The following is a 21,173-nucleotide window of genomic DNA, read 5'->3' as shown; positions in this document are numbered from 1 at the left end:
GAAAGCGTGTCGGCGTGGAAATAGTGGACGCTGAGGGGACTGCCGCCCGGGCGCAGATCTCACGAGTACAACCGCGCAGTCGCGCTGGCACGCGCGGCCAGCTCGTCTCGAATCATGTTCGGCTGCAGCACTGTTACTCCTGGACCGCATTGCCATATCACGCCCGTCGCATGATTGCGGCCGGAGAACGTGATGGTTGCCAGGTGCCGCCCGTCGCGCTGCACGTCGTCACTGATCACCCGAATTGCGTTCTTCGTCAACGAGAGCCACGATGATTGGTCCACGAGGCAGGTGACGTCGAGCTGGTCCAAGGTCGCGCGGAAAGATTTCCAGTGCGCAGTGAATGCCGCTTCGAGGTCCACTACCGCGCTGCGCCGCGCGGACTCCTCCAATACCTCCAGGCTGTCGATTCGTGAGACTCGGTAGACACGTTCGTTGCCGTCGCGCGCGGCGAGCAGGTACCAGTGATCGCCGGCGTACACGAGCCCGATGGGGTCGAGGATTCGATCGGCCGCCGCGCCTGCGCGATTGCGATACGACACGTGTATTCGCAGAGCGTCGATGACGGCCCGGTGCAACGTCACCAGGTGCAACTCGGGTTCGCGTGGAAAGGCGAAACCCTCGGGCCGCACCAGGATTCGCTGTGATGCAGTGCTCGCGACTGCTCGGTGTGCATCCGGTATCGCGGCGGCGACCTTGCGCATGGCACTGGCGTAGGCGGGGGTGGCCACGCGCCCGGATCCGGAGGCAAGCAGCGCCGTCGCCTCCTCCGATGTCAGACCGGTCAACTCGGTGCGGTAGCCGGGCAGCAGGCTGATCCCGCCGCCGCGACCCCGGTCGGTGTACACCGGCACCCCTGCCGCGGACAGCGCTTCGATATCGCGCAATACCGTCCGGGTCGACACTTCGAGTTGTGCGGCGATGTCGGCAGCGTTCAGTCTGCCCCGGTGTTGGAGCAGCATGACGATGGACAGCAACCGGTCTGCGCGCACCCGAAAAGTGTCTCGCCAAAACATGACAGAAGGTGTCATGTTCAAGCGGTTTACTTCAGTGCAGCAGGCCACGACGGGTGGTCGTAGAACGGAAGGCTCCTCCATGACCACCACAGACAGCGCACAGCAGACGGATCCTCGGACTGTGTATTTCACGGCCGCAACATGGGTGAGCGCACTTCTCGGCGGGGTCCGTCCCGAGCAGCTCGAACTACCTACCCCCTGCGACGAGTTGGACGTCCTACACCTCGCGGGACACCTCGTCTCGACGGTCCGTCGGCTGATCGCGATTGCCGAACTCGGAAGTCCGGATTCGGTCTCGCCCTGGTCCTCGGTTCACGATGCGGGCTCTTTCGACGCACTCGTAGAGCAGGCGCGTGCAGCGTGGGCCGACGACGCAGCGCTCGACGCCCCGGTCGTGGTTCCGTGGGGCGCGGTCCCTGGCCGATCCGCGGTGTGGGGGTACGCCCGGGAGCTGTTGCTGCACGGATGGGACCTTGCTGTGGCGACGGGACAGCCGGCCGACGTCGATCCCGCACTGGTCGAACCCGTGGCCGAGGAATTCCGGGCGATGCTCCCGCCGGACGCCCGGGTTCCGGGAGTGCCGTTCGGTGCCGTCGTGGAACCGCGTCCAGAGGCGGGAGCGTTGGAACGACTTGCGAATTTCTCCGGGCGTTCCTCGGATGGTTGGGTATAGCGTCTGCCACTTGACCTCGAGTGCACTCGAGGTTGCAGGCTGGCAGCATGCAGATGACATACGGCGAGCTGCCTCAGCTCATGACCCTGATGACGGGCGACGAAAAGCACGGTGCGAGTGCCACATCCACGCTCGATGTGTTGTGGGTGTTATACTCCGACATACTTCGGCTCGATGTGGCCAATCCCGAAGACCCCGAACGTGATCGGTTCTACCTCTCCAAAGGGCACGGCCCCATGGCGTACTACGCGGTGCTCGCGGCACGGGGGTTCTTGACGCGCAGCGATCTCGAATCCTTCGGCAGTTACGACTCGGCCCTGGGCAGTCATCCGGACCGAACATTGGTCCGCGGTGTCGATATCGGATCGGGATCGCTCGGACACGGTATGGCGCTGGCCGCCGGAACTGCTGCTGCGCTGCGTATTCAGCAGAGCACTGCCCGAGTCTTCGTGCTGATCGGCGACGCGGAACTCGACGAGGGCAGCAATATGGAAGCCATTCAATTCGCTGCGCGATCGCAGCTCGGCAACCTGACCGCTGTGGTGATCGACAACGATTCTGCCGGTCTGGGGTGGCCCGGCGGTATCTCGGTGCGGTTCGCGGTCGAGGGGTGGTCGACATCCGATGTCGACGGCCGAGATCACAGCGCGCTCAGGGGCGCGTTTCGTCTCGACCACGCCGAGCGGCCGCACGTGGTGGTCGCGCACGTCGAAACGAAGGAGAGCTGATGAACGGGACCGTGGACCAACGCGAATGCTTCTATCGCCTGGTGCCCGAGTTGTTGGCGCAGGACGAACGAATTGCGCTGGTATTGGCCGAGATCGGCGTGGCCTATCTCGAACCTCATCTCACTCCGGATATCGAGCCGCGGGTGATCAACGTAGGAATTCGCGAGCAGGCGATGATAGGTGTCGCGGGCGGCCTGGCGCTCGCCGGTCTGCGTCCGATCGTGCACACCTTCCCGCCGTTCCTGATCGAGCGGCCTTTCGAGCAGGTGAAGCTCGACCTGGGGCATCAGGATGTCGGGGCGGTCCTCGTCAGCTCCGGTGGCTCGTACGGTTGGCCACAAGGCGGCGAGACGCACTTCGGCCAGCGGGATGTCGCGCTGCTGGACACTCTCGACGGGTGGACGGTTCACGTGCCCGGGCACGTGGAGGAGGTCGAGTGGATGCTGCGCAGCGCGGCGTCGTCCGAGGACCGCGTGTACATCAGGCTCGACGGCGTCTCGAACGACCGATCCTACGCGCACCCCGGCGGGTCGATGACTGTTCTGCAGGAGGGTGATTCGGGAACGGTGGTCAGCGTCGGACCGATGACGGATCGCGTCCTTGCCGCGGCGGAAGGTCGTGACGTGACGGTGTTGCACGCGTCGACAATCAGGCCCTTCGACATCCACACGCTGCGCGAGACCCTCTCCGAGCCCGACGTGATGCTCGTCGAACCGTATCTCGCCGGAACCTCGGTGCCGCAGGTCGATCGGGCCTTGGCCGATGTGCGACACCGGGTGCTGGGAGTCGGGGTCGAGGCAGGAGAACGGCGTAAGTACGGCACAGTGGCCGAACACGACCACGCCAACGGCCTGGATGTCGAAGGGCTGGCGCGATCCATGGCGGAGTTCTTCGGCTGATCAGGGCTGATGGCGTTCGTACCTGCCTTTGGCGACGGCATACGCAGACGCGAGTAGTTCCCGGACCTGCGATTGGGTCTGCGAAGCCGGGTTGACCACGCAGATCCACCCCGCAGTGCCGTACTGGGGATGGGAGGCAAGGGTGTCGTCGGCGTCGGCCTGAGGTGCGCGAGCAGCCTCGCGCGGAGGAACGCCCAGAAGCTGCTCGAAATCCTGCTTGCTTGCAACGACATTGACACGGAAGGCGTCGGACCGTTCCAATCGGGACAGCTCGTCGCCCGGATAGTTCTTGGTCACGATGGTTGCGAACGGCTGAACAGTGGTCGGGATGGTCCCGTCGGGCGAGTAGTAGAAGAACACGTCGCCCCAGGCGAGCTCCGGAGTTCCGTCACCCTCTCGGGGGCGCTGCGCCACCGTGCCCTCGAAGCTGCCGACCAGATCTACGATGTCGTCGAGTGTCATGCATCGATGGTCACATGTTCGGCAGCGTCTGCCCAGACTTCAGCCGATCTACACGCAACTGTTCACGTTCTCGCGGTAGAGACTGCGCGGTGGATGATCTGTTCGATACGGTCGGCGTCGTCGGTATCTCGTGGGGCGTACAGGAAGACGTAGGTCTCGGGTAGCGCGAGTAGGGGGCGTCCGGCCAGCGGGTGCAGCTCTCCCCACCCCGCGGAGATGACGGTCTGAGCGTCGTCCGGTTGCAGCACCACGTGCAGCGAACCTTCGCTCTCGTGCACGTGCAGAATCTCGCCCTTGGTCCGGGCAATCCACGGTGCCGCAGTACTGATATCCGTGACGTACAAGGCGTCGCCTCTGCGCTCGAAGTGGCTGCGCTCCATGTGAAACGGCCCGTCCGGTCGGGCTTCGGCGGCGACGGCGTCATTCAATCGCTCGATCAGCGTCGAGTGTCCGCGATCGGTGAGTTGACGGTGGGGTATCGGGTACGGCGCGATCGTCGGGCGAGGTCCACGTCGATGCTCGAGGTGCCAGTGCAGACCGGGGTGGTCCGCGCCGCCGACAGTCAACGGGTCGGCTCGAGCAAAGGGACGCAAGGCGGTTGCGATCAGCCATCCTCCGATGTTTGCTGGAAGTCCTCCCGGCCCCAGGGCCATCCACGCGGCGTAGTCGTTCTTGACCTTTCGCACCCGATCAACGTAGCTGTCGGTGGGCCTCGGCGGTAGGCCTGTCGTACATCTCGCGATGTATGCCGAACTACCCGTGTAGGCCGATGTGGTCCGGGCCGACGCTTCGTAGCGTGGTGAGGGTCAACGAAACGGCACACGCGGAAGGACCGTCATGGACGTCGCAACAATCCTGTCTCAGCAGCAGTCGACCGCCGAGCAGGTGCTCGGGATCGGATTGGGAACCCTGGGCCTGGTGATCGCGCTCGTGGTGACGTTCGGTGCGGTACTTCTGTTCGTCGCCGCCGTGGTCAGTATCGTTCGCTCGCCCAACTACAGCGTTGCCGGCCGCGCAGTGTGGATCTTCGTCGTCCTGGCGTTCCCGTTCCTCGGTCCCCTGGTGTGGTTCATCGTGGGACGTAAGTCCTCGTTCGCCGCAGATGTCTCCAACGGCCTCAGATGATCGAACCGATCGTGCGTGCTGCATCGGGGAACTCACCTGGGTTGGGACCCGCATAGTTCAAGCGAAGGTACTTTCCGGTGGGTTCGGCCGGGAAGTAGTCGTCCCCTGCCCCGACGATCACACCAGCCGATCTGCACTGCCGAACAATGTCTTCCAGATCGGCATCGTCACGCAGACGCATCCACAAATTGAGTCCACCGCGTGGTACCGCATCGAGGTGCCCCCGGGGCGCGAACTCGATCAGGCTGTTCGCCAACAAGTCTCGACGCGAGGACAGTTGTGTACGTAGACGGCGAAGATGAGTTCGCCAGGCAGGTTGCGTCACCACATCGAGGGCTACTGCCTGCAGGATGCCGCTGACGTACATGGATTCGGCACCGGTATCGGCGAGAATCCGCTCGTGAGCGGGACCGCGAGCGATCAAGCCCGCCAACCGAACCGAAGGTGACACCGTCTTGGTGAGCGATCGGAGATATACGACGTGCCCGGCATCGTCCTGTGCTGCCAGCGGGCTCGGCTCGGCGGTGATGCCGAAATCGTGGGCAGAGTCGTCCTCGATCAGAAACGCGCCGTGGCGTCGAACGGTGGCGAGGACCTGCTCGGACAGAGCGTGCGACCACTGTGCCCCGGTGGGGCTCGCGAAGGTCGGTTGCGCATAGAACGCCCGAGCGCCGGTGTGCGCGAATGCGCGGGCGAGTCCGTCGGGATCAGGGCCGTCGACGCCGCTGGGTATCGGCACGACGTCCACCCCTGCCTGCGTGGCAGCCAGGATCGCGCCCCAGTACGTCGGGGACTCCATGAGCAACGGCCGACCGGCACCGACGAGCGCTCGAAATGCTGTGCTGAGTCCGGTCTGGCTGCCGGGGATGATGACGACGTCACTGGCTGACGGTGGTGTGATGCCCAACGGCGTCGACGCCCCCAACTCGGCCGCGAACCATGCGCGTAATTCCGGCAGGCCTGCTGTCGGTGGTCGGGCGATCACCGAGTCGGTGCGGGCGGCGCGGGTGAAGGCGGCGTGAACAAGCTTTTCTGGCAACAACTCTCGGGCTGGGTAGCCGGAATGCAAGGCGATCACGTCGCTGGAGGTCGACTGAAGAGCCGCCGGGAGTTGCAGTCGATTGTTCGGTGCCCCCAATGCTGCAGTCTGCCAGCCGTAGTCGTTGGGGCGGGCCGTGCGCACAGTACGGACGAAAGTGCCGACGCCGGGTCTGCTTTCGATGACACCCTGCGCGATCAGGGTGCGCAGTGCTTTCTGCACGGTGACCGGACTGGCGGAATGCTCGGCGACAAGGGTCCGGGTGGACGGCAGCCTGGCCTCGGGTGGCGCGGTGTCGATCCATGATCTCAGTGCAGCCACAATTCGGGAACTGCTATCGTCGGACATGACACAGCATAGTAGCGCTACTCGGACTGACGTGGGTCTGCTATCCCGCGCAGGACTGCTCTGGGGAGTTGCGGGCGTCACGGCCTTCTCGTTCACAGTGCCACTGACCCGCGTCGCAGTCACCGGAGGTCTGTCCCCGCTCTTCGTCGGCTGCGGACGAGCTGTGGTCGCCGCCGCGCTGGCTGCGGTAGCGCTCGCCGCTACCGGGCAACGGCTCCCGCGGGGGCGGCAGTGGATTCGGCTCGCGGTGATCGCGGCCGGTGTCGTCGTCGGCTTTCCGGTTCTCACCTCGTACGCCCTCACCACCGCATCGGCGGGACACAGCGCCGTCGTCATCGCCTTGCTTCCGGCTGCCACCGCCGCCACCGCGGTTGTCCGCGAACGGCAACCGGTTCGGCCGATGTTCTGGCTGGTCGCGGCAATGGGAGCTGTCGTCGCCGTCGGGTTCGCTGCCCTGCAAGGCGGACAGCTGATCGGGTTGCAGTGGTCGGATCTGTTGCTGCTCGGAGCAGTACTCGCCGCAGCCATCGGATACGCCGAGGGCGGCCTGATGGCGCGCGAACTCGGTGCTTGGCAGACGGTCTCCTGGGCGCTGGTGGTGTCCGTTCCGGTGACCGGTGCGCTGGCGGGGTTCGCATGGTGGCAGCAGCCGTCCTCCGCGGGTGTATCCGAGTGGGCCGCCTTCGCCTACCTGTCGGTGGTGAGCATGTATCTGGGCTTCTTCGCCTGGTATCGGGGCCTTGCCATCGGCCCGATGTCGAGTGTCAGTCAGATTCAGCTGATCCAACCGGTCTTGACCATGTGCTGGGCCGCGATGATCCTCCGCGAAGGGTTGACGTTGCCGGTGGTGGTGGGTGGAGCGGCGGTGATCGTGTGTGCAACAGTGGCGGTCCGAACCCGGATGTCGCCGTCCGTCCGACAGGAGGAACTCTCATCATGACGAGATCGATCGATCAGGCGCGCAAGCTCGAGAATGTTCGCTACGACATTCGTGGCCGAATTCTGGACAAGACCGAGGAGCTCGAGGAGCAGGGCCACGCGATTCTGCGCCTCAACGTCGGCAATCCGGCACCCTTCGGCTTCGAGGCACCGGACGAGATCATGATGGCGATGATTCGCAATCTGCCGACGGCGCAGGGATATTCCGATTCGCGGGGGCTGTTCTCGGCCCGGACGGCGGTGGTGCAGTACTACCAGACCAAAGGACTGACCGATCTCGACGTCGGCGACGTCTACCTCGGCAACGGGGTATCGGAACTGATCACGATGACGATGCAGGCTCTGTGCAATCCGGAAGACGAGATTCTGATTCCCTCGCCCGATTACCCGTTGTGGACGGGCTCGGTGGCACTCGCCGGTGGTACCCCCGTTCACTATCTTGCAGACGAGAATCAGGGCTGGGCACCGGACTTCGATGATCTCGAATCGAAGATCACGCCCAGGACCCGCGCGATCGTGGTGATCAATCCGAACAATCCGACCGGGGCGGTGTACCCACGGGAGGCGCTGCAGCGGTTCGTCGATCTGGCGCGTCAGCACGATCTGGCGCTGCTCGCCGACGAAATTTACGAGAAGATCGTCTACGAGGGTGCGGTCATGACGAATCTTGCGACGCTGGCCGGCAAAGATGTTCTGTGCTTGACCTATTCGGGTCTGTCCAAGGCATACCGAGTGTGTGGATTTCGCGCCGGCTGGCTGGCGATCACCGGGCCGCGTCGTCGCGCGGCGAGTTTCATCGAGGGCATCACCTTGCTGTCCAACATGCGTATGTGCGCAAATGTGCCGGCGCAACACGCTATTCAGACGGCGCTCGGTGGCAGGCAGTCGATCGAGGATCTGCTGCTGCCCTCGGGAAGACTGACGGCGCAGCGTGATCTGGCGCATCGCGTGCTCAATTCCATCGACGGAGTCAGTTGCGTGCAGGCAGCGGGCGCGCTCTACATGTTCCCGAAACTCGACACCGAACGTTTCGGGATCGTCGACGACGAAAAGTTCGTGCTCGATCTCCTCGAATCGGAGAAGATCCTCGTCAGTCACGGTCGCGCGTTCAATTGGGATGTACCTGATCACTTTCGTCTCGTCACGCTGCCCAATGTCGACGATCTGGCGACAGCGCTCGAACGACTCGGCAATTTTCTGAGTTCGTACACGCAGTAGCGATCAGGTCCGGTCCGGCACGAACAGCTCCTCGATGGAGCAGTCGAAGGCCGCCGCGAGGCGGAAGGCGACCGGCAGGCTCGGGTCGAATCGCTCCTTCTCGATGGAGATGATGGTCAGACGGGTGACCTCGATGCGCTCGGCCAGTTCCTGTTGAGACCAACCCATTTCGGTGCGACGCCGTCGAACATTGTTCTTCACTCGGACAATGCCCGGCGGCGTGCGAGGGCGTACCGCGTGGTGAACGACGCGAACGCGGCCAGCAAGAGGCCGGTCAGCAGCACTGTGGCCGGAGGATCGACGCGGGCGATGGATACCACGGCCAGAGTCAGACCCAGGACAGTCACCAGATCGGTGGCCGTGCCACTCGATGCAGCTGTTGCCCAGTGGCTCTCGACGCTCTCATCCGAGGCGTAGGCCTGGTCCGCCGTGGCAGGGGCGACGAAGAGAATCCAGCCCAGCGTTGCCCCGAACGGAAGGGCGATGAAACCGAACACCGCCGCCGAAACACCTGGTGCGACGGGCGAGACGAGCCAGGCCAGCACTGCCGTCGTCGCTGCGGCGGCGAGCCCGACGGCGGCCGCCAACAGCCATTTGATCGTCATGAGCAACTCCGTTCTGAGGTATAGGTGACTATACGTATAGGAAACCATACATCGTCCTGTGGTCGTGTGTGGTGGTAGTCGCCGCTCTGGCGGTATGGTTTCGATGCGTAGATCGTCGGGATTCGGCGTCGTACCGAGACCAAGGAGCCTGCCCGTGCACTCGTCTTCACTCGGAGGTCTGTGATGGCAGGCGGACTCGTAGCTCTGCTCGACGACGTGGCAGCGCTGTCGCGTCTGGCTGCCGCATCGATCGACGACATCGGTGCCGCGACCGGGCGGGCGACTGCCAAAGCGGCTGGTGTCGTCATCGACGACGCTGCGGTGACGCCCCAATACGTCCGCGGTCTCGCGGCCGAACGTGAACTCCCGATCATCAAGCGCATCGCGGTGGGCTCGCTGCGGAACAAGCTGCTGATCATTCTTCCCATCGCGTTGCTGCTCAGTCAGTTCGTACCGTGGCTGTTGACGCCTATTTTGATGCTCGGCGGCTGCTACCTGAGCTACGAGGCCGCACACAAGATCTGGGGTGCACTGTTCGGCCACGGCGAGCATCACGCCGCCGCCGAAGACGAGCCGCGCGACGAGGACACCGTTGTATCCGGCGCAGTGCGCACCGATCTGATTCTGTCCGCCGAAATCATGGTCATCGCACTGGACACCATTGCTGCAGAGGGTTTCTGGAGCCGGCTGATCATCCTCGCGGTCGTTGCCGTTGTCATCACTGTAGTCGTCTACGGAGTCGTCGCACTGATCGTCAAGATGGACGACATCGGTCTGAAATTGGCCGACGGCTCCACCGGCTTCATCGAGAAATTCGGCCGGGGGCTGGTCAGGGCCATGCCCAAGGTCATGTCGGTGCTGTCGGTCGTCGGGACTGCAGCGATGTTGTGGGTCGGCGGACATATCCTGCTCGTCGGCATCGACGAGCTCGGATTTCATCCCATCTACGAACTGGTTCACCATGGCGAAGACGCAGTGCGCGGGGTCGCAGGCGTCGGCGGAGTCCTGGCCTGGATCGTCAACACCCTCGCGTCGGCGGTCATCGGTGCGATCGTGGGTGGCATCATCGTCGCTGCACAGCTGGGAATCTCGAAGGTTTTCGCGAGGCGGGCTGCCGCGAAATAATGGCTGTTCCGGCCAAGCTCGGCTACCGAGAGGTGCCCGCGTTCAACGACGAACCCTACGCGCAGGTCTGGCTCAAGAAGTCTCTGATCTGAGTCATCGCGTGGCCAGTTCGAGTACACGACGTTCCGATGCCGAGACGTCGGCGAGCGACGTCGTCAACTCGTCCCAAGCTCGCTGTACTCGGAGTTCGTCGCGGCGCAGACGGCGTTGAGCAGCAGCGAGTCTGCGGCGGTCGGCCCGCAGTGAGCGCAGTTCGCGCTCGTGCCGGGTAAGGAACAGGTACGTGTGCGGGTCGAACGGATACATGCCAACTCCTAAGGTGTGGTGGGAAATCCGTGCATCAGTACCATCACGTGTTCACGCTCCCCTGAGGTCGCGTTCTCGCCGTGCCGACGCCATTTGTCGACAACGGCGAGCATTTCCTTGCCCATGGCCTCCGTTTCCTCGGCAGTGAGCCGCAGGACATCGTCCGAGCTGAACGCCGCGGCTATCCACTCCGGTCCCCAGGATTCGGATGTTCGATCGAAGTCGCTCAGTCGAGACCACTGGTGCGCCAGCCAGGAATTCTTGGAGGCTTTCGCCACCTGCAGCGATTCGGGTGAGTTGGAGAAGTCGTTCTCGGACCAGCTGAACCCGTTCTCGTTGGCCTCCGACCACCAGCGCTGACGCCTGTCCGAGCCGTTCTCGACCTCCTTGACGAACCCGTGTTCGGCGAGTTTGCGCAGGTGATAGCTCACCGACGCGGGCGATTCGTCCACGAGATCGCCGAGCTGGGTGGCTGTCATCGACTTGTTGGCGCGCAGCGCGTACAGCAATCGCAGTCGAATGGGATGCGTCAGCGCCTTGAGCTCTGACATGTCCGTCAGCTTCCGGGGCGTCGTATCGGGCGGTGGTGGGCTCATGCAGTAACCATAACCCGAAACAAATATTTCGCAATAGTTCTTTCGGATTTGGATTGGGGTGGGTGTCAGTCCTTCCGATCGAACCTCGACGTCGGTGACCCCCGAAGTCGTGACCTCACCAGACCGATTCGAGGAACTCCAGCATCGCCGTGTTGAACTCGTTCGGACGGTCCATGTTCGCGGCGTGACCGCACTGTTCCAACACCACCGATCGACCGCGAGGATTGTTTTCGACGGACTCGAAAGCGTGTGCAGCAGGCCAGAACTGGCTGTCGCGCCCGGCGACCATCAGGTACGGATTGTCGGTACCGGCAATGGTTGCGCGCCAATCCTGCGCCGCATGATCGGCCAGCAGAGCCTTCATCGGTGGGGTGTCGGGCGACGCCATTTTCGGCATCGCGCGTAGTGCGAGTGCGAGCTTGAGTAGCGAGGGCACGGACTTCCACTTGGGGAGGCCGTGTCCGGTATCGGGTATTCCGTTGTCGAAGAATGTCCCTCGGTTGTCCTCGGTGAGACCGTAGAAACCGTTGGACCAGTCGTCGCTGTTGACCATCTTCGGAGTCTGATCGACCGATACGATGGCTCGCACGTGCTCGGTGCCGAATTGAGAAACGTACGACCAGATGGTGCTCGCTCCCATCGAACCACCGATCAGGACGGCGTCCGTGACGCCCACGGCCGCGAGGAAGTCGGCAACATCGCGTCCGTGCCGCTCCATGGACGCCCCGTACGTCGGAGCCTCCGAGGCCCCGTGTCCTCGTCGATCGAGCGCCAGTACCCGATATCCGGCGTGCACCAACACTTTCTGCTGCAGTACCCAGGTTGTCGCGGGCGCACAGAAACCGGCGATGAGGACTACAGCCGGACCGGTGCCCTCGTCGAGATAATTCAGGGTGACGGCATCGTCGGTGATGACAGTCGGCATGGCTGTAACTCCCTCAGGCGAAGGTGGCGTGCATTTCCCAGATCATGATCTCGCTGGCAGTCGATGCTGTCACACGGTGTCCGCCGGTGGAGGTCAGTCGCACCGCGTCACCCTGGGCGAGATCGCCGACATCCTCGAACGCAGCGGAACCGTCGGCCACGAAGACATGACCGAAAGGCGCGTCGGGAACGGCTATGGATTGTCCCGGTGCGAGCCGTGCAACGTGCAGTGCTGCATACCGATTGCCGATGCGCACTCCACCTCCACCCGGCATGCCTGATGCCACGCAGACGAGTTCACCGGACGCCAACTCGTCGCGCACGTCCAGTTCGGCGTACGAGGGCACCCGTCCGTCGGCATCGGGCGGAATCCACATCTGCACGACGCGTAGCGTGTCGCGGCTGGTACGGCTCGATGCATTTCGTTCGGTGTGGCGAATGCCCGTGCCCGCACTCATGCGCTGGATCAGTCCCGGGCGGATCAGCCCACTGTGGCCCTGGGAATCGGTGTGTTCGAGCGTGCCCTCGAGTACCCAGGTGAGGATCTCCATGTTCCGGTGCTCGTGCGAATCGAATCCTTCGCCGGGAGAGACGGTGTCCTCGTTGTGCACCATCAGCAGCCCGTGTGCGTTCGCTGCGAGATCGTAGTTGCCGGTGGCGGGAAACGATTGCTTGGAATCGAGCCATTCGTTCCACCAGTGATGCCGTCGATCGCCGGGAATGTGGGTGACAGTCACGACGCGTGGTTTCGCATTGCCGAGAACGTGCGGGTGAGGGCCGCGAGATCGTTCGGGTCCACCAGATCGAACATGTTCCGTCGCACCGCGTCCACATGCTGAGGACTGGCCTCGGCGAGGGTGCGCAGACCGGAGTCGGTGAGTTCGGCGGACATGCCCCGTTTGTCGTCGTCGCATTTGACGCGCCGAACCCAACCGCACTCGACCAGCCGGCTGATGGCCCTCGTCACTCCGCTGCGAGTGGTGGTGACGGCGTCGGCGAGTTCGCTCATGCGGCGTCGGCGATCGGAAGATTCGGACAGCACCACGAGCAGCTCGAAGTCGGTGAACGAGATTCCGGAATCGCGCGTGAGTTGGTTGTCGAGATCGCGAAGCAGCAGCCGCGTGGCGTCGAGGTATGCGCGCCAGGCCAGCTGTTCTTCCTGGTTGAGCCACCGTGGATTTTCCATGCACCCATGGTAGTTGACAGCGCAACTACTAGGTGTACTGTGAGCTTGTAGTTGACGAAGCAACTACTTGACCGGAGGGTAAAGCGATGACCGAGGTAGATCAGCACACCGTCGCGCGTGACCGGATCCGCGCCGAGCACCTGAAGCCGGCCGAGGAGCGCCCGGCGTCATCGGCTCGCGGTCTCCATCACACCGCGTTGGTCAGCAGCGACGTAGAGGCGACGGTTCGCTTCTATCAGGATCTGCTCGAGTTCCCGCTCACCGAGCTCATCGAGAACCGTGACTACCCTGGGTCTTCGCACTTCTTCTTCGACATAGGCAACAGCAACCTGTTGGCATTCTTCGACTTTCCCGGACTCGACGTCGGGCCGTATGCAGAGGTGCTCGGCGGCCTCCACCATGTGGCGATCAGTGTCGAGCCCGACCGATGGGAACACCTGCGTACCAAGCTGATCGACGCCGGAGTCGAACTGATCGAGCACAGCGAGGTCTCGCTGTACTTCCGCGACCCCGACGGTGCGCGCCTCGAACTGATCGCCGATCCACTCGGTGAGATGTACGGCTCGCACGTCCTATGACCACATACTTCGCGATTAGAGGCAATGACATGGCTGCTGCAGCAACCACTCTCGACGTCCGACGGGCCGCAGACCGCTTCACGACGCGCATCGGCTGGCTGGACTCCAAGCACTCTTTCTCGTTCGGCAACCACTTCGATCGTGGCAACACCCATCACGGCGTCCTGATGGTCAACAACGACGACATCGTCACTCCTGGGCAGGGATTCGACACTCACCCGCACCGCGACATGGAGATCGTCACCTGGGTGCTGCAGGGTTCGCTGGTACACCAGGATTCGATGGGCCACTCCGGCGTCATCTATCCCGGTCTCGCGCAGCGCATGAGTGCAGGCACCGGCATCCTGCACTCGGAGAAGAACGACTCGTGGCGGCTCGGCGAGACCGCCGGCTCGTACTCGGGCAGGCACGGTGATCCCGTTCGGTTCGTCCAGATGTGGGTCGTCCCCGACGAGCAGGGCATCACCCCGGGCTACGAACAGCTCGAGATCGACGACGAGTTGCTCGGTGGTGGTCTGGTTCCCGTGGCATCAGGGATGGCTCACCACTGCGACCATGCGGCGATCCGTATCAAGAACAAGTACGCCGCCATGCATGCTGCACGTCTGCGTCCCGGACAAGCCCCAGTCGATCTTCCCGACGCCCCGTTCCTGCACGTGTTCGTCGCCGAGGGCGAAGCGATGCTCGAGGGTGTCGGCGTACTCGGCGAGGGCGACGCCGTGCGCATCTCCGGAGGCGGCGGGCAGAAGCTGAGCACCGTCGCCGGTGCCGAAGTGATCGTCTGGGAGATGCACGCCGCGATCGCCGGCTGAGGTCGACTACCTCTTCAGCCCGAACATCTTCGCGATTGTCTTCTCCATGAAGGTCGCAGGCAACAACCGGCGAGCGAGGAACACCACCGGTGCATTGCTTCCTCTGGCGTACAAGGGTTTCGGCTTGTCCGCCTCGATGGCCTTCAGTACCACCTCAGCGACTTCCTCGGCGGAGATGCCGCTTCCTTCCTTGCGATCCAAGGAAGAGATCGTGGTGTGGAAGTCTTCTCGGTGTATCGAATCCGGCGCGATGTATTTGCTTCGGCGCTCGCTGATTCCGGTGTTGATCGACCCTGGCTCGACGGTGGTCATCCACACACCGAAGGGCGAGAGTTCCAGTCGGGCAGCGTCGGAGAAGCCTTTGATCGCTGCTTTCGTCGACGCGTACGACGATCGGTAGGCGAGGGGGAAGCTCGCCAGCATCGAGCCGACCATGACGATGCGGCCGTACCCACGCTCGCGCATACCTGGAATGACGCTCTGCGACAGCGTTACTGCGCCGAAGACGTTGAGTTGGAAGAGGCGTTCGATGGCTTCGGTCGGCAGCTCCTCGAACGGCCCTGACTGACTCTCGCCTGCGTTGTTGACCAGGACATCGACGTCGCCGAGTTCGGCCACGAAGCTGCTGATCGACGCGGTCTCGGTCAGGTCGAGTGCTCGATATTCGACCCCTGTCAGCCGCTGAGCGTCGGTCATCGAATCCGGATTGCGCGAGGTGCCGATGACTCGGTAGCCGCGGGCGACCAATACCGCCGCAACGGCGCGTCCAATTCCCGATGATGCTCCGGTAACCACTGCGGTGCGATTCATGCCCAGATGGTACCGGGGTGCCCGATCCGGACGGATGACGAAACGGCCCATACCGGATAGTCTGTTACCTGTGCATACGAATCCTGCCGCCCTGCTGCTCGAGCACCTGTGCATGGCCTTCGGCCCCAAGATCGCCGTCGACGACCTGTCCTTGACCGTCCCCCCAGGCTCGATGTTCGGGTTGGTCGGACCCAACGGCGCGGGAAAGACGACCTCGTTGTCCATGGCAGTGGGACTACTTCGGCCACAGTATGGGCGAAGCATGGTGTTCGGGAGAGACGTCTGGGCCGATCCGGTCGCGGCGAAGGAGTTACTCGGGGTGCTCCCCGACGGGCTGACGTTGCCCTCGCAATTCACCGGCCACGAGCTCCTCACCTACTTCGGGCGACTGCGCGCGATGCCGGAGGACGTCATCGCGCAGCGTCGAGACGAGCTGCTGGATGCGTTGGATCTGACCGACGCCGGAGGAACCGTCATCGCCGATTACTCCGCCGGAATGACCAAGAAGATCGGACTTGCTTCGGCACTGCTGCACGGGCCACGGCTACTGGTGTTGGACGAGCCTTTCGAGGCCGTCGATCCCATCTCCTCCACCACCATTCGCACCATCCTCGTTCAGTTCGTCCGGTCCGGCGGATCGGTGATTCTGTCGAGCCACGTCATGGCGCTCGTCGAGCAACTGTGCACCCACGTCGGCGTCATCACCGGCGGCCGCGTCGTGGCGGCCGGAACGGTCGACGAGGTGCGTGGTGGCGGAACCCTCGACGACGCCTTCGTTCGACTCGTCGGAACCCGGGCGCAGAACCCGGACGGTCTGTCGTGGATGCGCTCGTGACCTCCCTTGGCCGGACGGTCCTGCAGATGCGAATCACTCTCTACCGCAGGCAATTCAGTGGCGGACGCGCGGCAGTGAAGATCGTGTTCGGATTGCTGGGACTGATTCTCGCAGTGCTCGCCTGTGTGATGGCGGCGCAGGGCGACGCATCGTCGGTGCTGGTCGGCGGCACGGCGAGTCTCGGGCTGACCCTGCTGGGTCTGAGTTGGGTGCTGTTTCCGGTGCTCTCGGGCATCTCGGACGACAATATTCAGCCCCGGCACTTTCAGTTGTTGTCGGTCGAACCCCGTGGGCTGGCCCGGGCTCTGCTGAGCACCTCGGCTCTCGGCATCGTGGTACCGCTGACCACGATCGCGGCCGCGTCCATCCCGATATACGCGCTCTCTCGTTCCATCGCCGCATTCCCCTTGGCATTGGTGGCGTGGCCCGCCACGGTGGTGCTGTTCGTGTCGTTGTCCAGAGTTATGACGCTGGCGATGTCACAGCTTCTCAAGAGTCGGCGTAGCCGCGAGTTGGCGCTGCTGGCCTTCAGTGCGATCTTCGGCGGCCTGTACTTTCTTCAATTTCCTATCACCCAGAACTTCGGGCGAGTGCTGTCCGGTGAGGTGACATGGCCGCTCACGTTGGCGCATTCCATTCCGTTCAGCTGGGGCATCACGAGCGTAGACGCTGCGCTGGAGGGCAATTGGCTACTAGCTGTCGGCGCAGTGGCCGGATTGCTGCTGATCGACGGCGTGTTGGTGTGGGCGTGGCAGCGACTGGTGCTGCGGCTGTTCGAGGGACGGGTGTCCGCCTCGTCGGGGGCATCGCGCAAGCAGACGACAGCCAACGGCCGCGACGGAGCGACGGGGTGGCGGACAACGCGGGTCGGCGCGGTGGTGACCCGAGAGCTGTCCTTGTGGCGCGGTGACATGCGTCGTCGAAGTCAGCTGCTGTCGGCCCTGATCTTCGCCGTACTCGGCGGAATCGGACCGTTGGTGTCGGATTCGATTCCGTTCGATGCGGCCTGGGGCGCATGGATCGTCATCCTCATGGCGATGGTTGCTGGATCGAATTTCTACGGTCTCGACGGTAGTTCGATGTGGCACCTGGTGATGATTCCGCAGGCCCTCTCGGACGACATCCGTGGTCGTCAGATCGCCTGGCTGCTCGTCGCGGCACCCTTCGCGATAGTGCCTGTCCTGGTGGTTCGAGTGTTCGGCGACCTCGGGCTCGACCGACTGCAGATCCCTATCGCAGTGACGATCTCGATGCTCGGAGTGAGCGCCGGGCTCACAGCGGTGAACTCCGTATGCGCGGCCTACCCGGTGCCCGAAGCTACCAAGGCATTCTCGATGAACACACGGGGATCGTTCACCGGCGGTGCATTCGCGTACTTTCTGATCGGGATCGTTCTTCTGGCAGTGTCGGTCCTGCCTGGTCTGCTACTCGCGCTGCTCCTTCCCGGTGCGTTCGCATACCTGTCGATTCTCGTGGCCATCGCAATCGGCTGGCTGGGAATGTGGTGGGGAGCCAGAAAGGCAGTCACCACGCTGGTCCGCGACTCCGACAAGATCTTGAACGCGGTGATTTCACGGTAGGGCGCGAATGGTCCGACACGGGTTGCCGGCGGCGAAGGTGTGCGGCGGCACGTCGCGAGTGACGACGCTCCCGGCACCGATCACCGAGTTCTCGCCGATGGTGACTCCCGGGCAGACGATCACACCCCCGCCCAACCAGACGTTGTTGCCGATGGTGATGGGCTGAGCGCTCTCCCAGCGTGTTCGGCGTGCCTGATGGTCCTCCATCGGATGCAGAGCTGTCAGCAGTTGCGCCCGTGGTCCTATCGATACGTCGTCGCCGATGGTGATGGGTGCGCAGTCCAGGAGAATCGCGTCGTAGTTGAGAAAGCTGTTGGATCCGATGGAGATGTATGTGCCGTAGTCACATTGGAATCGGGGCATGATCCACGAATCCGCTCCGATGGAGCCGAGCAACTCGCCGAGCAGGTCGCGTCGTTCCTCGGCCCGGTCGGCCTCGATCGCGTTGAATCTGTCGAGTAGCTTTCCGCAGGAGATTCGAGACGCCACCAGGTCGGGGTCACTGTCTCGGTAGAGTTCGCCGCGCAGCATTCGGTCTCGATTCTCGCCCATGGGCGAACACGCTACAAGCCGGTCGACCTCTCGAACAGTGCGACGCTGAACCACGAACTACCGTCGGCGAATTCGTGGCGTCCGACGTGGCGAAACCCCTGCCGCAGGTAGTAGCTACACAGGGCGGAGTTGGACTCTGCGCAATCGAGTCGTAGCAGCGCTCGCCCTTCCCCACGAGTCCTCTCCGCTGCCCACGCGAGCATCGAGGCTCCGACTCCGGTGCCTGCAGCGGCCCGGTCGACCACCAATCCGTGCACGTAACCGGCTGGTTCGCTCCGTTCGGGCCAGATGGTCGGATCGGACCAGATCAGCCGCAGCGCAGCGACAATGGGGCCACCGGGTTCGCGTCGAGCGATGTAGAACTCGCCTGCTTCGACTTGAGCGGTGATGGTGGACAGGGGAACCTCGCGCGGAGTCCACTGGTCTATTTCCCGCGCTGCCAGCCAGTCCTCGGCGGCGTGACGGAGGCCGAGTATCGTTGCTGCGTCGGCGGCGGATGCGAGTTCAACGGTGAGCACGAGTCCATATTACGGAGGTGGTGATCGTAGTGGTGAACGTGCTTGTGGTCGAGAGTGATTCGGATCGTATGTCCTTTCCCGCTGTGCAAGGGGTGCACTTTCGGAGTTGCGTCATCGCCGAACTCGCCGACGCGGTCTCGTGGGCGGAGGTGCTGTTGTTTCGAACGTTCGAGACCGTGGACCTGCGGTCCGTGTGGCCGAATGCCACGAACCTCCGATGGATCCACGCCTCGAGCGCGGGAGTGGACCGAATCCTTGATCCGGCTCTGCGCGAGAGTGACTGGCTACTCACCAACTCCGGCGGCATCCTCGACCGTGCGATAGCCGAATACGTCGCCGCCGGAATTCTGGCGTCGGTCAAGAAGCTGCCCCAGGCGATCCGTCGACAGCGCGAGCGGGTCTGGGAACATCGAGGCACCAGCGGAGTACACGGTCGACACGCTCTCGTCGTCGGACCGGGCTCTATCGGACGTGCGATCGGTGGGGTGCTCGGCGCACTCGGTATGAGCGTCGATGCGTCGGCAACGTCCGAGCGTCCGGGCGATGCCGAGTTCGCGCGTATCCGCGACGTGGGTCGATTGCCCTCGTACGCAGGGGAATACGACGTGATCGTTCTCGCCGCCCCGTTGACCGAACGAACTCGCGGTCTCGTCGACGCCGAGGTGCTCGAGGCTATGCATTCGGACGCGGGCCTGGTCAACATTTCCCGCGGACCCGTCGTCGACGAAGCTGCGCTGTGCGCTGCCTTGGCCGCTGGTGCGATCGGGTGGGCGGTGCTCGACGTGTTCGAGGTGGAGCCGCTGCCGGAATCGAGCCCGCTGTGGGGCATGGACAACGTGATAGTGACCGCGCATCTGGCCGGTGACGCCGACGATTTCGCCGAACGCTTGTGGCAGTTGTTCGAGGACAATCTGCAGCGGTACTTGCAAGGATTGGCGCTGGTCAATGTGGTCGACAAGCAGCTGGGTTACGTTCGCCGGTGAGCCGATGAGAGAAAGTGTGTGTAACACGACGTAGCGTGTACTAGGGTGTGGTGGTGCGTGAAATCAATCGTTCGGCGATCGCGTCCACCAGCCGCGAGGCCGCTTTCGCCTATCTCGACGACTACCGGAACGTGCCCAAATGGATGTTCGGCATCACCCGGTTCGAGCCGAGGACGGAGGCCACATCCGGTCTCGGTGCCACGTACGACGCGACCATGCAGATCGGCCCGAAGGCACTCACATCGGTTGTGCACGTAACCGAGTGGGTTCCCGACGAGAGACTGACGCTGGAGTCGGTGGAGGGCCTGTCGAACTCGTCCACGTGGTCTCTTGCCGACACCCCCGATGGGCAGACCCGCCTCGACGTCGTATTCCGCTACAGCCTGCCCGGTGGCATGGCAGGCAAACTGCTCGGAGCCGTCGTGGAACCCGTCGTCGGACAAGCGATTCGTCATACCGAGTCGGCCCTTCGGTCCCAGCTGGAAGCGGCTCAGGGGCGGTAGCGTGGCCAGGTCGGTAGTCTGGCCGACGTGGCCGACGACGCGAAACCACCCCGAGCATTGAGTTTCGGGCGGGTCGCCGAGAACTACGACCGAGCCCGACCGGGTTACCCGGCCGAGTTGTACGCCGATATCGCGACCGGCCGCAGACTGCGAGTGCTCGAGGCCGGAGCAGGCACCGGCAAAGCCACGGTGGCATTGGCAGAACGCGGCGCGTCGGTTGTTGCGGTGGAACCGGATCCAGGGATGGCTCGGATCGTTCGGCGTCGAACCGAGGAATTCGACGTCGAGGTGCAGGTGTCTCGGTTCGAGGACTGCGTCGTCCCGCCGTCGTCCTTCGACGTCGTCGTCGCCGCACAAGCGTGGCACTGGGTGGACCATGAGCTGGGGGTCGCGGTGGCGTCGCGCGCGTTGGTCCCCGGCGGTCTTCTTCGGCTGTGGTGGAACATGCCGGGCGACCTCGACGGTGCGGCATGGGAGGCAGTGCGAGCCGCTTACTCGGCAACGGAACCGGGAGCGGCACCCCTGCTGGCGCAATCGCTGGGCGCGCAACCGGACACAGTCATGCCTGCGGCCGACGGCTTCGGCCCATGGGCGACAACGACCTACGACTGGGTGCAGCGCTACACAGCCGATGAATTCTGCGCAATGGCCGCAACGTATTCGAGCCACCTCGTCCTCGGCGACGTGCGCCGCGCAGAGGTCCTCGCCGCCGTGCATGCGGCGATCACCGACCATGGGTACCTCGAATACCGCTACGTCACACAGATGATGACAGCGCAGCTCGAGTAGAGACTGTGCTCGATCTGATCTGCG

The 21,173-nt window shown here is 63.7% G+C and carries 28 protein-coding genes; 14 read left to right on the top strand and 14 right to left on the bottom strand.

Annotated features, from left to right (window positions below; genetic code table 11):
• Positions 1 to 59: 59 nt before the first annotated feature.
• The gene (locus ACOQFP_RS18625; RefSeq protein ID WP_421585150.1) at positions 60 to 992 is read right to left on the bottom strand and encodes a helix-turn-helix transcriptional regulator; all 933 of its coding nucleotides are present in this window, start codon (positions 990 to 992) and stop codon (positions 60 to 62) included.
• Positions 993 to 1,095: 103 nt separating this feature from the next.
• On the opposite strand from ACOQFP_RS18625, the gene ACOQFP_RS18620 reads away from it, so the two are divergent.
• Genes ACOQFP_RS18620 through ACOQFP_RS18610 form a run of 3 tightly spaced genes read left to right on the top strand, consistent with a single transcriptional unit; the run spans position 1,096 to position 3,316 of the window.
• Positions 1,096 to 1,689 (top strand): TIGR03086 family metal-binding protein, encoded by a 594-nt coding sequence (locus tag ACOQFP_RS18620; RefSeq protein ID WP_421585149.1) that lies wholly within the window; start codon positions 1,096 to 1,098, stop codon positions 1,687 to 1,689.
• A gap of 47 nt (positions 1,690 to 1,736) precedes the next feature.
• Positions 1,737 to 2,417, top strand: coding sequence for a thiamine pyrophosphate-dependent enzyme (locus ACOQFP_RS18615; RefSeq protein ID WP_421585148.1), 681 nt, complete (start codon positions 1,737 to 1,739; stop codon positions 2,415 to 2,417).
• On the top strand, positions 2,417 to 3,316 hold the full coding sequence (locus ACOQFP_RS18610) for a transketolase family protein (RefSeq protein ID WP_421585147.1): 900 nt from the start codon (positions 2,417 to 2,419) through the stop codon (positions 3,314 to 3,316). The genes ACOQFP_RS18615 and ACOQFP_RS18610 overlap by 1 nt, the downstream gene beginning before the upstream one ends.
• On the opposite strand, the gene ACOQFP_RS18605 is transcribed toward ACOQFP_RS18610, so the two are convergent.
• Both ACOQFP_RS18605 and ACOQFP_RS18600 read right to left on the bottom strand, forming a co-directional pair.
• A complete protein-coding gene (locus tag ACOQFP_RS18605; protein WP_421585146.1) occupies positions 3,317 to 3,778 on the bottom strand; it encodes a DUF6194 family protein in 462 nt (153 codons plus the stop codon). It abuts the gene before it with no gap.
• 62 nt (positions 3,779 to 3,840) lie between these two features.
• A complete protein-coding gene (locus ACOQFP_RS18600) occupies positions 3,841 to 4,464 on the bottom strand; it encodes a hypothetical protein (RefSeq protein WP_341244598.1) in 624 nt (207 codons plus the stop codon).
• A gap of 151 nt (positions 4,465 to 4,615) precedes the next feature.
• Between ACOQFP_RS18600 and ACOQFP_RS18595 the strand changes: the two genes are divergently transcribed.
• Positions 4,616 to 4,903 carry a PLD nuclease N-terminal domain-containing protein gene (locus tag ACOQFP_RS18595; RefSeq protein WP_241256229.1) on the top strand — a complete coding sequence of 96 codons (288 nt, stop codon included), beginning with the start codon at positions 4,616 to 4,618 and terminating at the stop codon, positions 4,901 to 4,903.
• Here ACOQFP_RS18595 and ACOQFP_RS18590 read toward each other — a convergent pair.
• Positions 4,896 to 6,290, bottom strand: coding sequence for a PLP-dependent aminotransferase family protein (locus tag ACOQFP_RS18590; RefSeq protein ID WP_421585145.1), 1,395 nt, complete (start codon positions 6,288 to 6,290; stop codon positions 4,896 to 4,898). The genes ACOQFP_RS18595 and ACOQFP_RS18590 overlap by 8 nt on opposite strands.
• Between ACOQFP_RS18590 and ACOQFP_RS18585 the strand changes: the two genes are divergently transcribed.
• Together ACOQFP_RS18585 and ACOQFP_RS18580 are read left to right on the top strand one after the other, a co-directional pair.
• Positions 6,289 to 7,230: a DMT family transporter gene (locus ACOQFP_RS18585; protein WP_421585144.1), complete on the top strand. Its 942-nt coding sequence runs from the start codon at positions 6,289 to 6,291 to the stop codon at positions 7,228 to 7,230. The two genes, ACOQFP_RS18590 and ACOQFP_RS18585, sit on opposite strands and share 2 nt — an antisense overlap.
• A complete protein-coding gene (locus ACOQFP_RS18580) occupies positions 7,227 to 8,447 on the top strand; it encodes a pyridoxal phosphate-dependent aminotransferase (protein WP_421585143.1) in 1,221 nt (406 codons plus the stop codon). The genes ACOQFP_RS18585 and ACOQFP_RS18580 overlap by 4 nt, the downstream gene beginning before the upstream one ends.
• Before the next feature lie 3 nt (positions 8,448 to 8,450).
• Here the strand turns inward: ACOQFP_RS18580 and ACOQFP_RS18575 are convergent, their stop codons facing one another.
• Positions 8,451 to 8,648 carry a helix-turn-helix transcriptional regulator gene (locus ACOQFP_RS18575; protein ID WP_206487044.1) on the bottom strand — a complete coding sequence of 66 codons (198 nt, stop codon included), beginning with the start codon at positions 8,646 to 8,648 and terminating at the stop codon, positions 8,451 to 8,453.
• On the bottom strand, positions 8,645 to 9,052 hold the full coding sequence (locus ACOQFP_RS18570) for a hypothetical protein (protein WP_421585142.1): 408 nt from the start codon (positions 9,050 to 9,052) through the stop codon (positions 8,645 to 8,647). The genes ACOQFP_RS18575 and ACOQFP_RS18570 overlap by 4 nt, the downstream gene beginning before the upstream one ends.
• 183 nt (positions 9,053 to 9,235) lie before the next feature.
• On the opposite strand from ACOQFP_RS18570, the gene ACOQFP_RS18565 reads away from it, so the two are divergent.
• Positions 9,236 to 10,177 (top strand): DUF808 domain-containing protein, encoded by a 942-nt coding sequence (locus ACOQFP_RS18565; protein WP_206487046.1) that lies wholly within the window; start codon positions 9,236 to 9,238, stop codon positions 10,175 to 10,177.
• Positions 10,178 to 10,270: 93 nt separating this feature from the next.
• Here ACOQFP_RS18565 and ACOQFP_RS18560 read toward each other — a convergent pair whose 3' ends face one another.
• The 5 genes from ACOQFP_RS18560 to ACOQFP_RS18540 all read right to left on the bottom strand — a co-directional run bounded on the left by ACOQFP_RS18560 (position 10,271) and on the right by ACOQFP_RS18540 (position 13,189).
• Complete coding sequence (locus ACOQFP_RS18560; RefSeq protein WP_421585141.1) at positions 10,271 to 10,483, bottom strand: hypothetical protein; 213 nt, start codon at positions 10,481 to 10,483, stop codon at positions 10,271 to 10,273.
• 8 nt (positions 10,484 to 10,491) lie between these two features.
• Complete coding sequence (locus tag ACOQFP_RS18555; protein ID WP_421585140.1) at positions 10,492 to 11,079, bottom strand: ArsR/SmtB family transcription factor; 588 nt, start codon at positions 11,077 to 11,079, stop codon at positions 10,492 to 10,494.
• A gap of 115 nt (positions 11,080 to 11,194) precedes the next feature.
• Positions 11,195 to 12,004, bottom strand: a complete 810-nt coding sequence (locus ACOQFP_RS18550; RefSeq protein ID WP_421585139.1) for an alpha/beta fold hydrolase — start codon at positions 12,002 to 12,004, stop codon at positions 11,195 to 11,197.
• Between the two features lie 13 nt (positions 12,005 to 12,017).
• A complete protein-coding gene (locus ACOQFP_RS18545; protein WP_421585138.1) occupies positions 12,018 to 12,740 on the bottom strand; it encodes a pirin family protein in 723 nt (240 codons plus the stop codon).
• The gene (locus ACOQFP_RS18540) at positions 12,737 to 13,189 is read right to left on the bottom strand and encodes a MarR family winged helix-turn-helix transcriptional regulator (protein WP_206487058.1); all 453 of its coding nucleotides are present in this window, start codon (positions 13,187 to 13,189) and stop codon (positions 12,737 to 12,739) included. The genes ACOQFP_RS18545 and ACOQFP_RS18540 overlap by 4 nt, the downstream gene beginning before the upstream one ends.
• An 86-nt stretch (positions 13,190 to 13,275) precedes the next feature.
• Between ACOQFP_RS18540 and ACOQFP_RS18535 the strand changes: the two genes are divergently transcribed.
• Complete coding sequence (locus ACOQFP_RS18535; protein WP_206487065.1) at positions 13,276 to 13,767, top strand: VOC family protein; 492 nt, start codon at positions 13,276 to 13,278, stop codon at positions 13,765 to 13,767.
• Between the two features lie 29 nt (positions 13,768 to 13,796).
• Positions 13,797 to 14,579: a pirin family protein gene (locus tag ACOQFP_RS18530; protein WP_421585137.1), complete on the top strand. Its 783-nt coding sequence runs from the start codon at positions 13,797 to 13,799 to the stop codon at positions 14,577 to 14,579.
• Positions 14,580 to 14,585: 6 nt separating this feature from the next.
• On the opposite strand, the gene ACOQFP_RS18525 is transcribed toward ACOQFP_RS18530, so the two are convergent.
• Complete coding sequence (locus ACOQFP_RS18525) at positions 14,586 to 15,389, bottom strand: SDR family oxidoreductase (RefSeq protein WP_206487075.1); 804 nt, start codon at positions 15,387 to 15,389, stop codon at positions 14,586 to 14,588.
• A 34-nt stretch (positions 15,390 to 15,423) separates the two neighbouring features.
• Here ACOQFP_RS18525 and ACOQFP_RS18520 point away from each other — a divergent pair, with 34 nt between their 5' ends.
• Complete coding sequence (locus ACOQFP_RS18520) at positions 15,424 to 16,224, top strand: ABC transporter ATP-binding protein (protein ID WP_421585136.1); 801 nt, start codon at positions 15,424 to 15,426, stop codon at positions 16,222 to 16,224.
• The gene (locus ACOQFP_RS18515; protein ID WP_421585135.1) at positions 16,221 to 17,804 is read left to right on the top strand and encodes an ABC transporter permease; all 1,584 of its coding nucleotides are present in this window, start codon (positions 16,221 to 16,223) and stop codon (positions 17,802 to 17,804) included. The genes ACOQFP_RS18520 and ACOQFP_RS18515 overlap by 4 nt, the downstream gene beginning before the upstream one ends.
• Here the strand turns inward: ACOQFP_RS18515 and ACOQFP_RS18510 are convergent.
• Positions 17,796 to 18,356, bottom strand: a complete 561-nt coding sequence (locus ACOQFP_RS18510; protein ID WP_421585134.1) for a sugar O-acetyltransferase — start codon at positions 18,354 to 18,356, stop codon at positions 17,796 to 17,798. The genes ACOQFP_RS18515 and ACOQFP_RS18510 overlap by 9 nt on opposite strands.
• Before the next feature lie 11 nt (positions 18,357 to 18,367).
• The gene (locus tag ACOQFP_RS18505; RefSeq protein WP_421585133.1) at positions 18,368 to 18,874 is read right to left on the bottom strand and encodes a GNAT family N-acetyltransferase; all 507 of its coding nucleotides are present in this window, start codon (positions 18,872 to 18,874) and stop codon (positions 18,368 to 18,370) included.
• Positions 18,875 to 18,942: 68 nt separating this feature from the next.
• On the opposite strand from ACOQFP_RS18505, the gene ACOQFP_RS18500 reads away from it, so the two are divergent.
• Genes ACOQFP_RS18500 through ACOQFP_RS18490 form a run of 3 tightly spaced genes read left to right on the top strand, consistent with a single transcriptional unit; the run spans position 18,943 to position 21,149 of the window.
• On the top strand, positions 18,943 to 19,857 hold the full coding sequence (locus tag ACOQFP_RS18500) for a D-2-hydroxyacid dehydrogenase (protein WP_421585132.1): 915 nt from the start codon (positions 18,943 to 18,945) through the stop codon (positions 19,855 to 19,857).
• Positions 19,858 to 19,910: 53 nt separating this feature from the next.
• Positions 19,911 to 20,360 (top strand): SRPBCC family protein, encoded by a 450-nt coding sequence (locus ACOQFP_RS18495; protein WP_206487085.1) that lies wholly within the window; start codon positions 19,911 to 19,913, stop codon positions 20,358 to 20,360.
• A 27-nt stretch (positions 20,361 to 20,387) separates the two neighbouring features.
• Positions 20,388 to 21,149 (top strand): class I SAM-dependent methyltransferase, encoded by a 762-nt coding sequence (locus tag ACOQFP_RS18490; RefSeq protein WP_421585131.1) that lies wholly within the window; start codon positions 20,388 to 20,390, stop codon positions 21,147 to 21,149.
• Positions 21,150 to 21,173 lie beyond the last annotated feature (24 nt).

This window comes from Rhodococcus sp. MALMAid1271, from assembly GCF_049195265.1.
Lineage (GTDB): Bacteria > Actinomycetota > Actinomycetes > Mycobacteriales > Mycobacteriaceae > Rhodococcoides.
Note: the sequence above shows the minus strand (reverse complement) of the source record. Positions and strands in the feature narration are given on the sequence as shown.

Excerpts from the sequence above, each read along its gene's own strand:
- ACOQFP_RS18620 (WP_421585149.1), top strand. The coding sequence starts at position 1,096 with ATGACCACCACAGACAGCGCACAGCAGACGGATCCTCGGACTGTGTAT.
- ACOQFP_RS18615 (WP_421585148.1), top strand. The coding sequence starts at position 1,737 with ATGCAGATGACATACGGCGAGCTGCCTCAGCTCATGACCCTGATGACG.
- ACOQFP_RS18610 (WP_421585147.1), top strand. The coding sequence starts at position 2,417 with ATGAACGGGACCGTGGACCAACGCGAATGCTTCTATCGCCTGGTGCCC.
- ACOQFP_RS18605 (WP_421585146.1), bottom strand. The coding sequence starts at position 3,778 with ATGACACTCGACGACATCGTAGATCTGGTCGGCAGCTTCGAGGGCACG.
- ACOQFP_RS18595 (WP_241256229.1), top strand. The coding sequence starts at position 4,616 with ATGGACGTCGCAACAATCCTGTCTCAGCAGCAGTCGACCGCCGAGCAG.
- ACOQFP_RS18585 (WP_421585144.1), top strand. The coding sequence starts at position 6,289 with ATGACACAGCATAGTAGCGCTACTCGGACTGACGTGGGTCTGCTATCC.
- ACOQFP_RS18590 (WP_421585145.1), bottom strand. The coding sequence starts at position 6,290 with ATGTCCGACGATAGCAGTTCCCGAATTGTGGCTGCACTGAGATCATGG.
- ACOQFP_RS18580 (WP_421585143.1), top strand. The coding sequence starts at position 7,227 with ATGACGAGATCGATCGATCAGGCGCGCAAGCTCGAGAATGTTCGCTAC.
- ACOQFP_RS18570 (WP_421585142.1), bottom strand. The coding sequence starts at position 9,052 with ATGACGATCAAATGGCTGTTGGCGGCCGCCGTCGGGCTCGCCGCCGCA.
- ACOQFP_RS18565 (WP_206487046.1), top strand. The coding sequence starts at position 9,236 with ATGGCAGGCGGACTCGTAGCTCTGCTCGACGACGTGGCAGCGCTGTCG.
- ACOQFP_RS18560 (WP_421585141.1), bottom strand. The coding sequence starts at position 10,483 with ATGTATCCGTTCGACCCGCACACGTACCTGTTCCTTACCCGGCACGAG.
- ACOQFP_RS18555 (WP_421585140.1), bottom strand. The coding sequence starts at position 11,079 with ATGAGCCCACCACCGCCCGATACGACGCCCCGGAAGCTGACGGACATG.
- ACOQFP_RS18550 (WP_421585139.1), bottom strand. The coding sequence starts at position 12,004 with ATGCCGACTGTCATCACCGACGATGCCGTCACCCTGAATTATCTCGAC.
- ACOQFP_RS18540 (WP_206487058.1), bottom strand. The coding sequence starts at position 13,189 with ATGGAAAATCCACGGTGGCTCAACCAGGAAGAACAGCTGGCCTGGCGC.
- ACOQFP_RS18535 (WP_206487065.1), top strand. The coding sequence starts at position 13,276 with ATGACCGAGGTAGATCAGCACACCGTCGCGCGTGACCGGATCCGCGCC.
- ACOQFP_RS18530 (WP_421585137.1), top strand. The coding sequence starts at position 13,797 with ATGGCTGCTGCAGCAACCACTCTCGACGTCCGACGGGCCGCAGACCGC.
- ACOQFP_RS18525 (WP_206487075.1), bottom strand. The coding sequence starts at position 15,389 with ATGAATCGCACCGCAGTGGTTACCGGAGCATCATCGGGAATTGGACGC.
- ACOQFP_RS18520 (WP_421585136.1), top strand. The coding sequence starts at position 15,424 with ATGACGAAACGGCCCATACCGGATAGTCTGTTACCTGTGCATACGAAT.
- ACOQFP_RS18510 (WP_421585134.1), bottom strand. The coding sequence starts at position 18,356 with ATGGGCGAGAATCGAGACCGAATGCTGCGCGGCGAACTCTACCGAGAC.
- ACOQFP_RS18500 (WP_421585132.1), top strand. The coding sequence starts at position 18,943 with ATGTCCTTTCCCGCTGTGCAAGGGGTGCACTTTCGGAGTTGCGTCATC.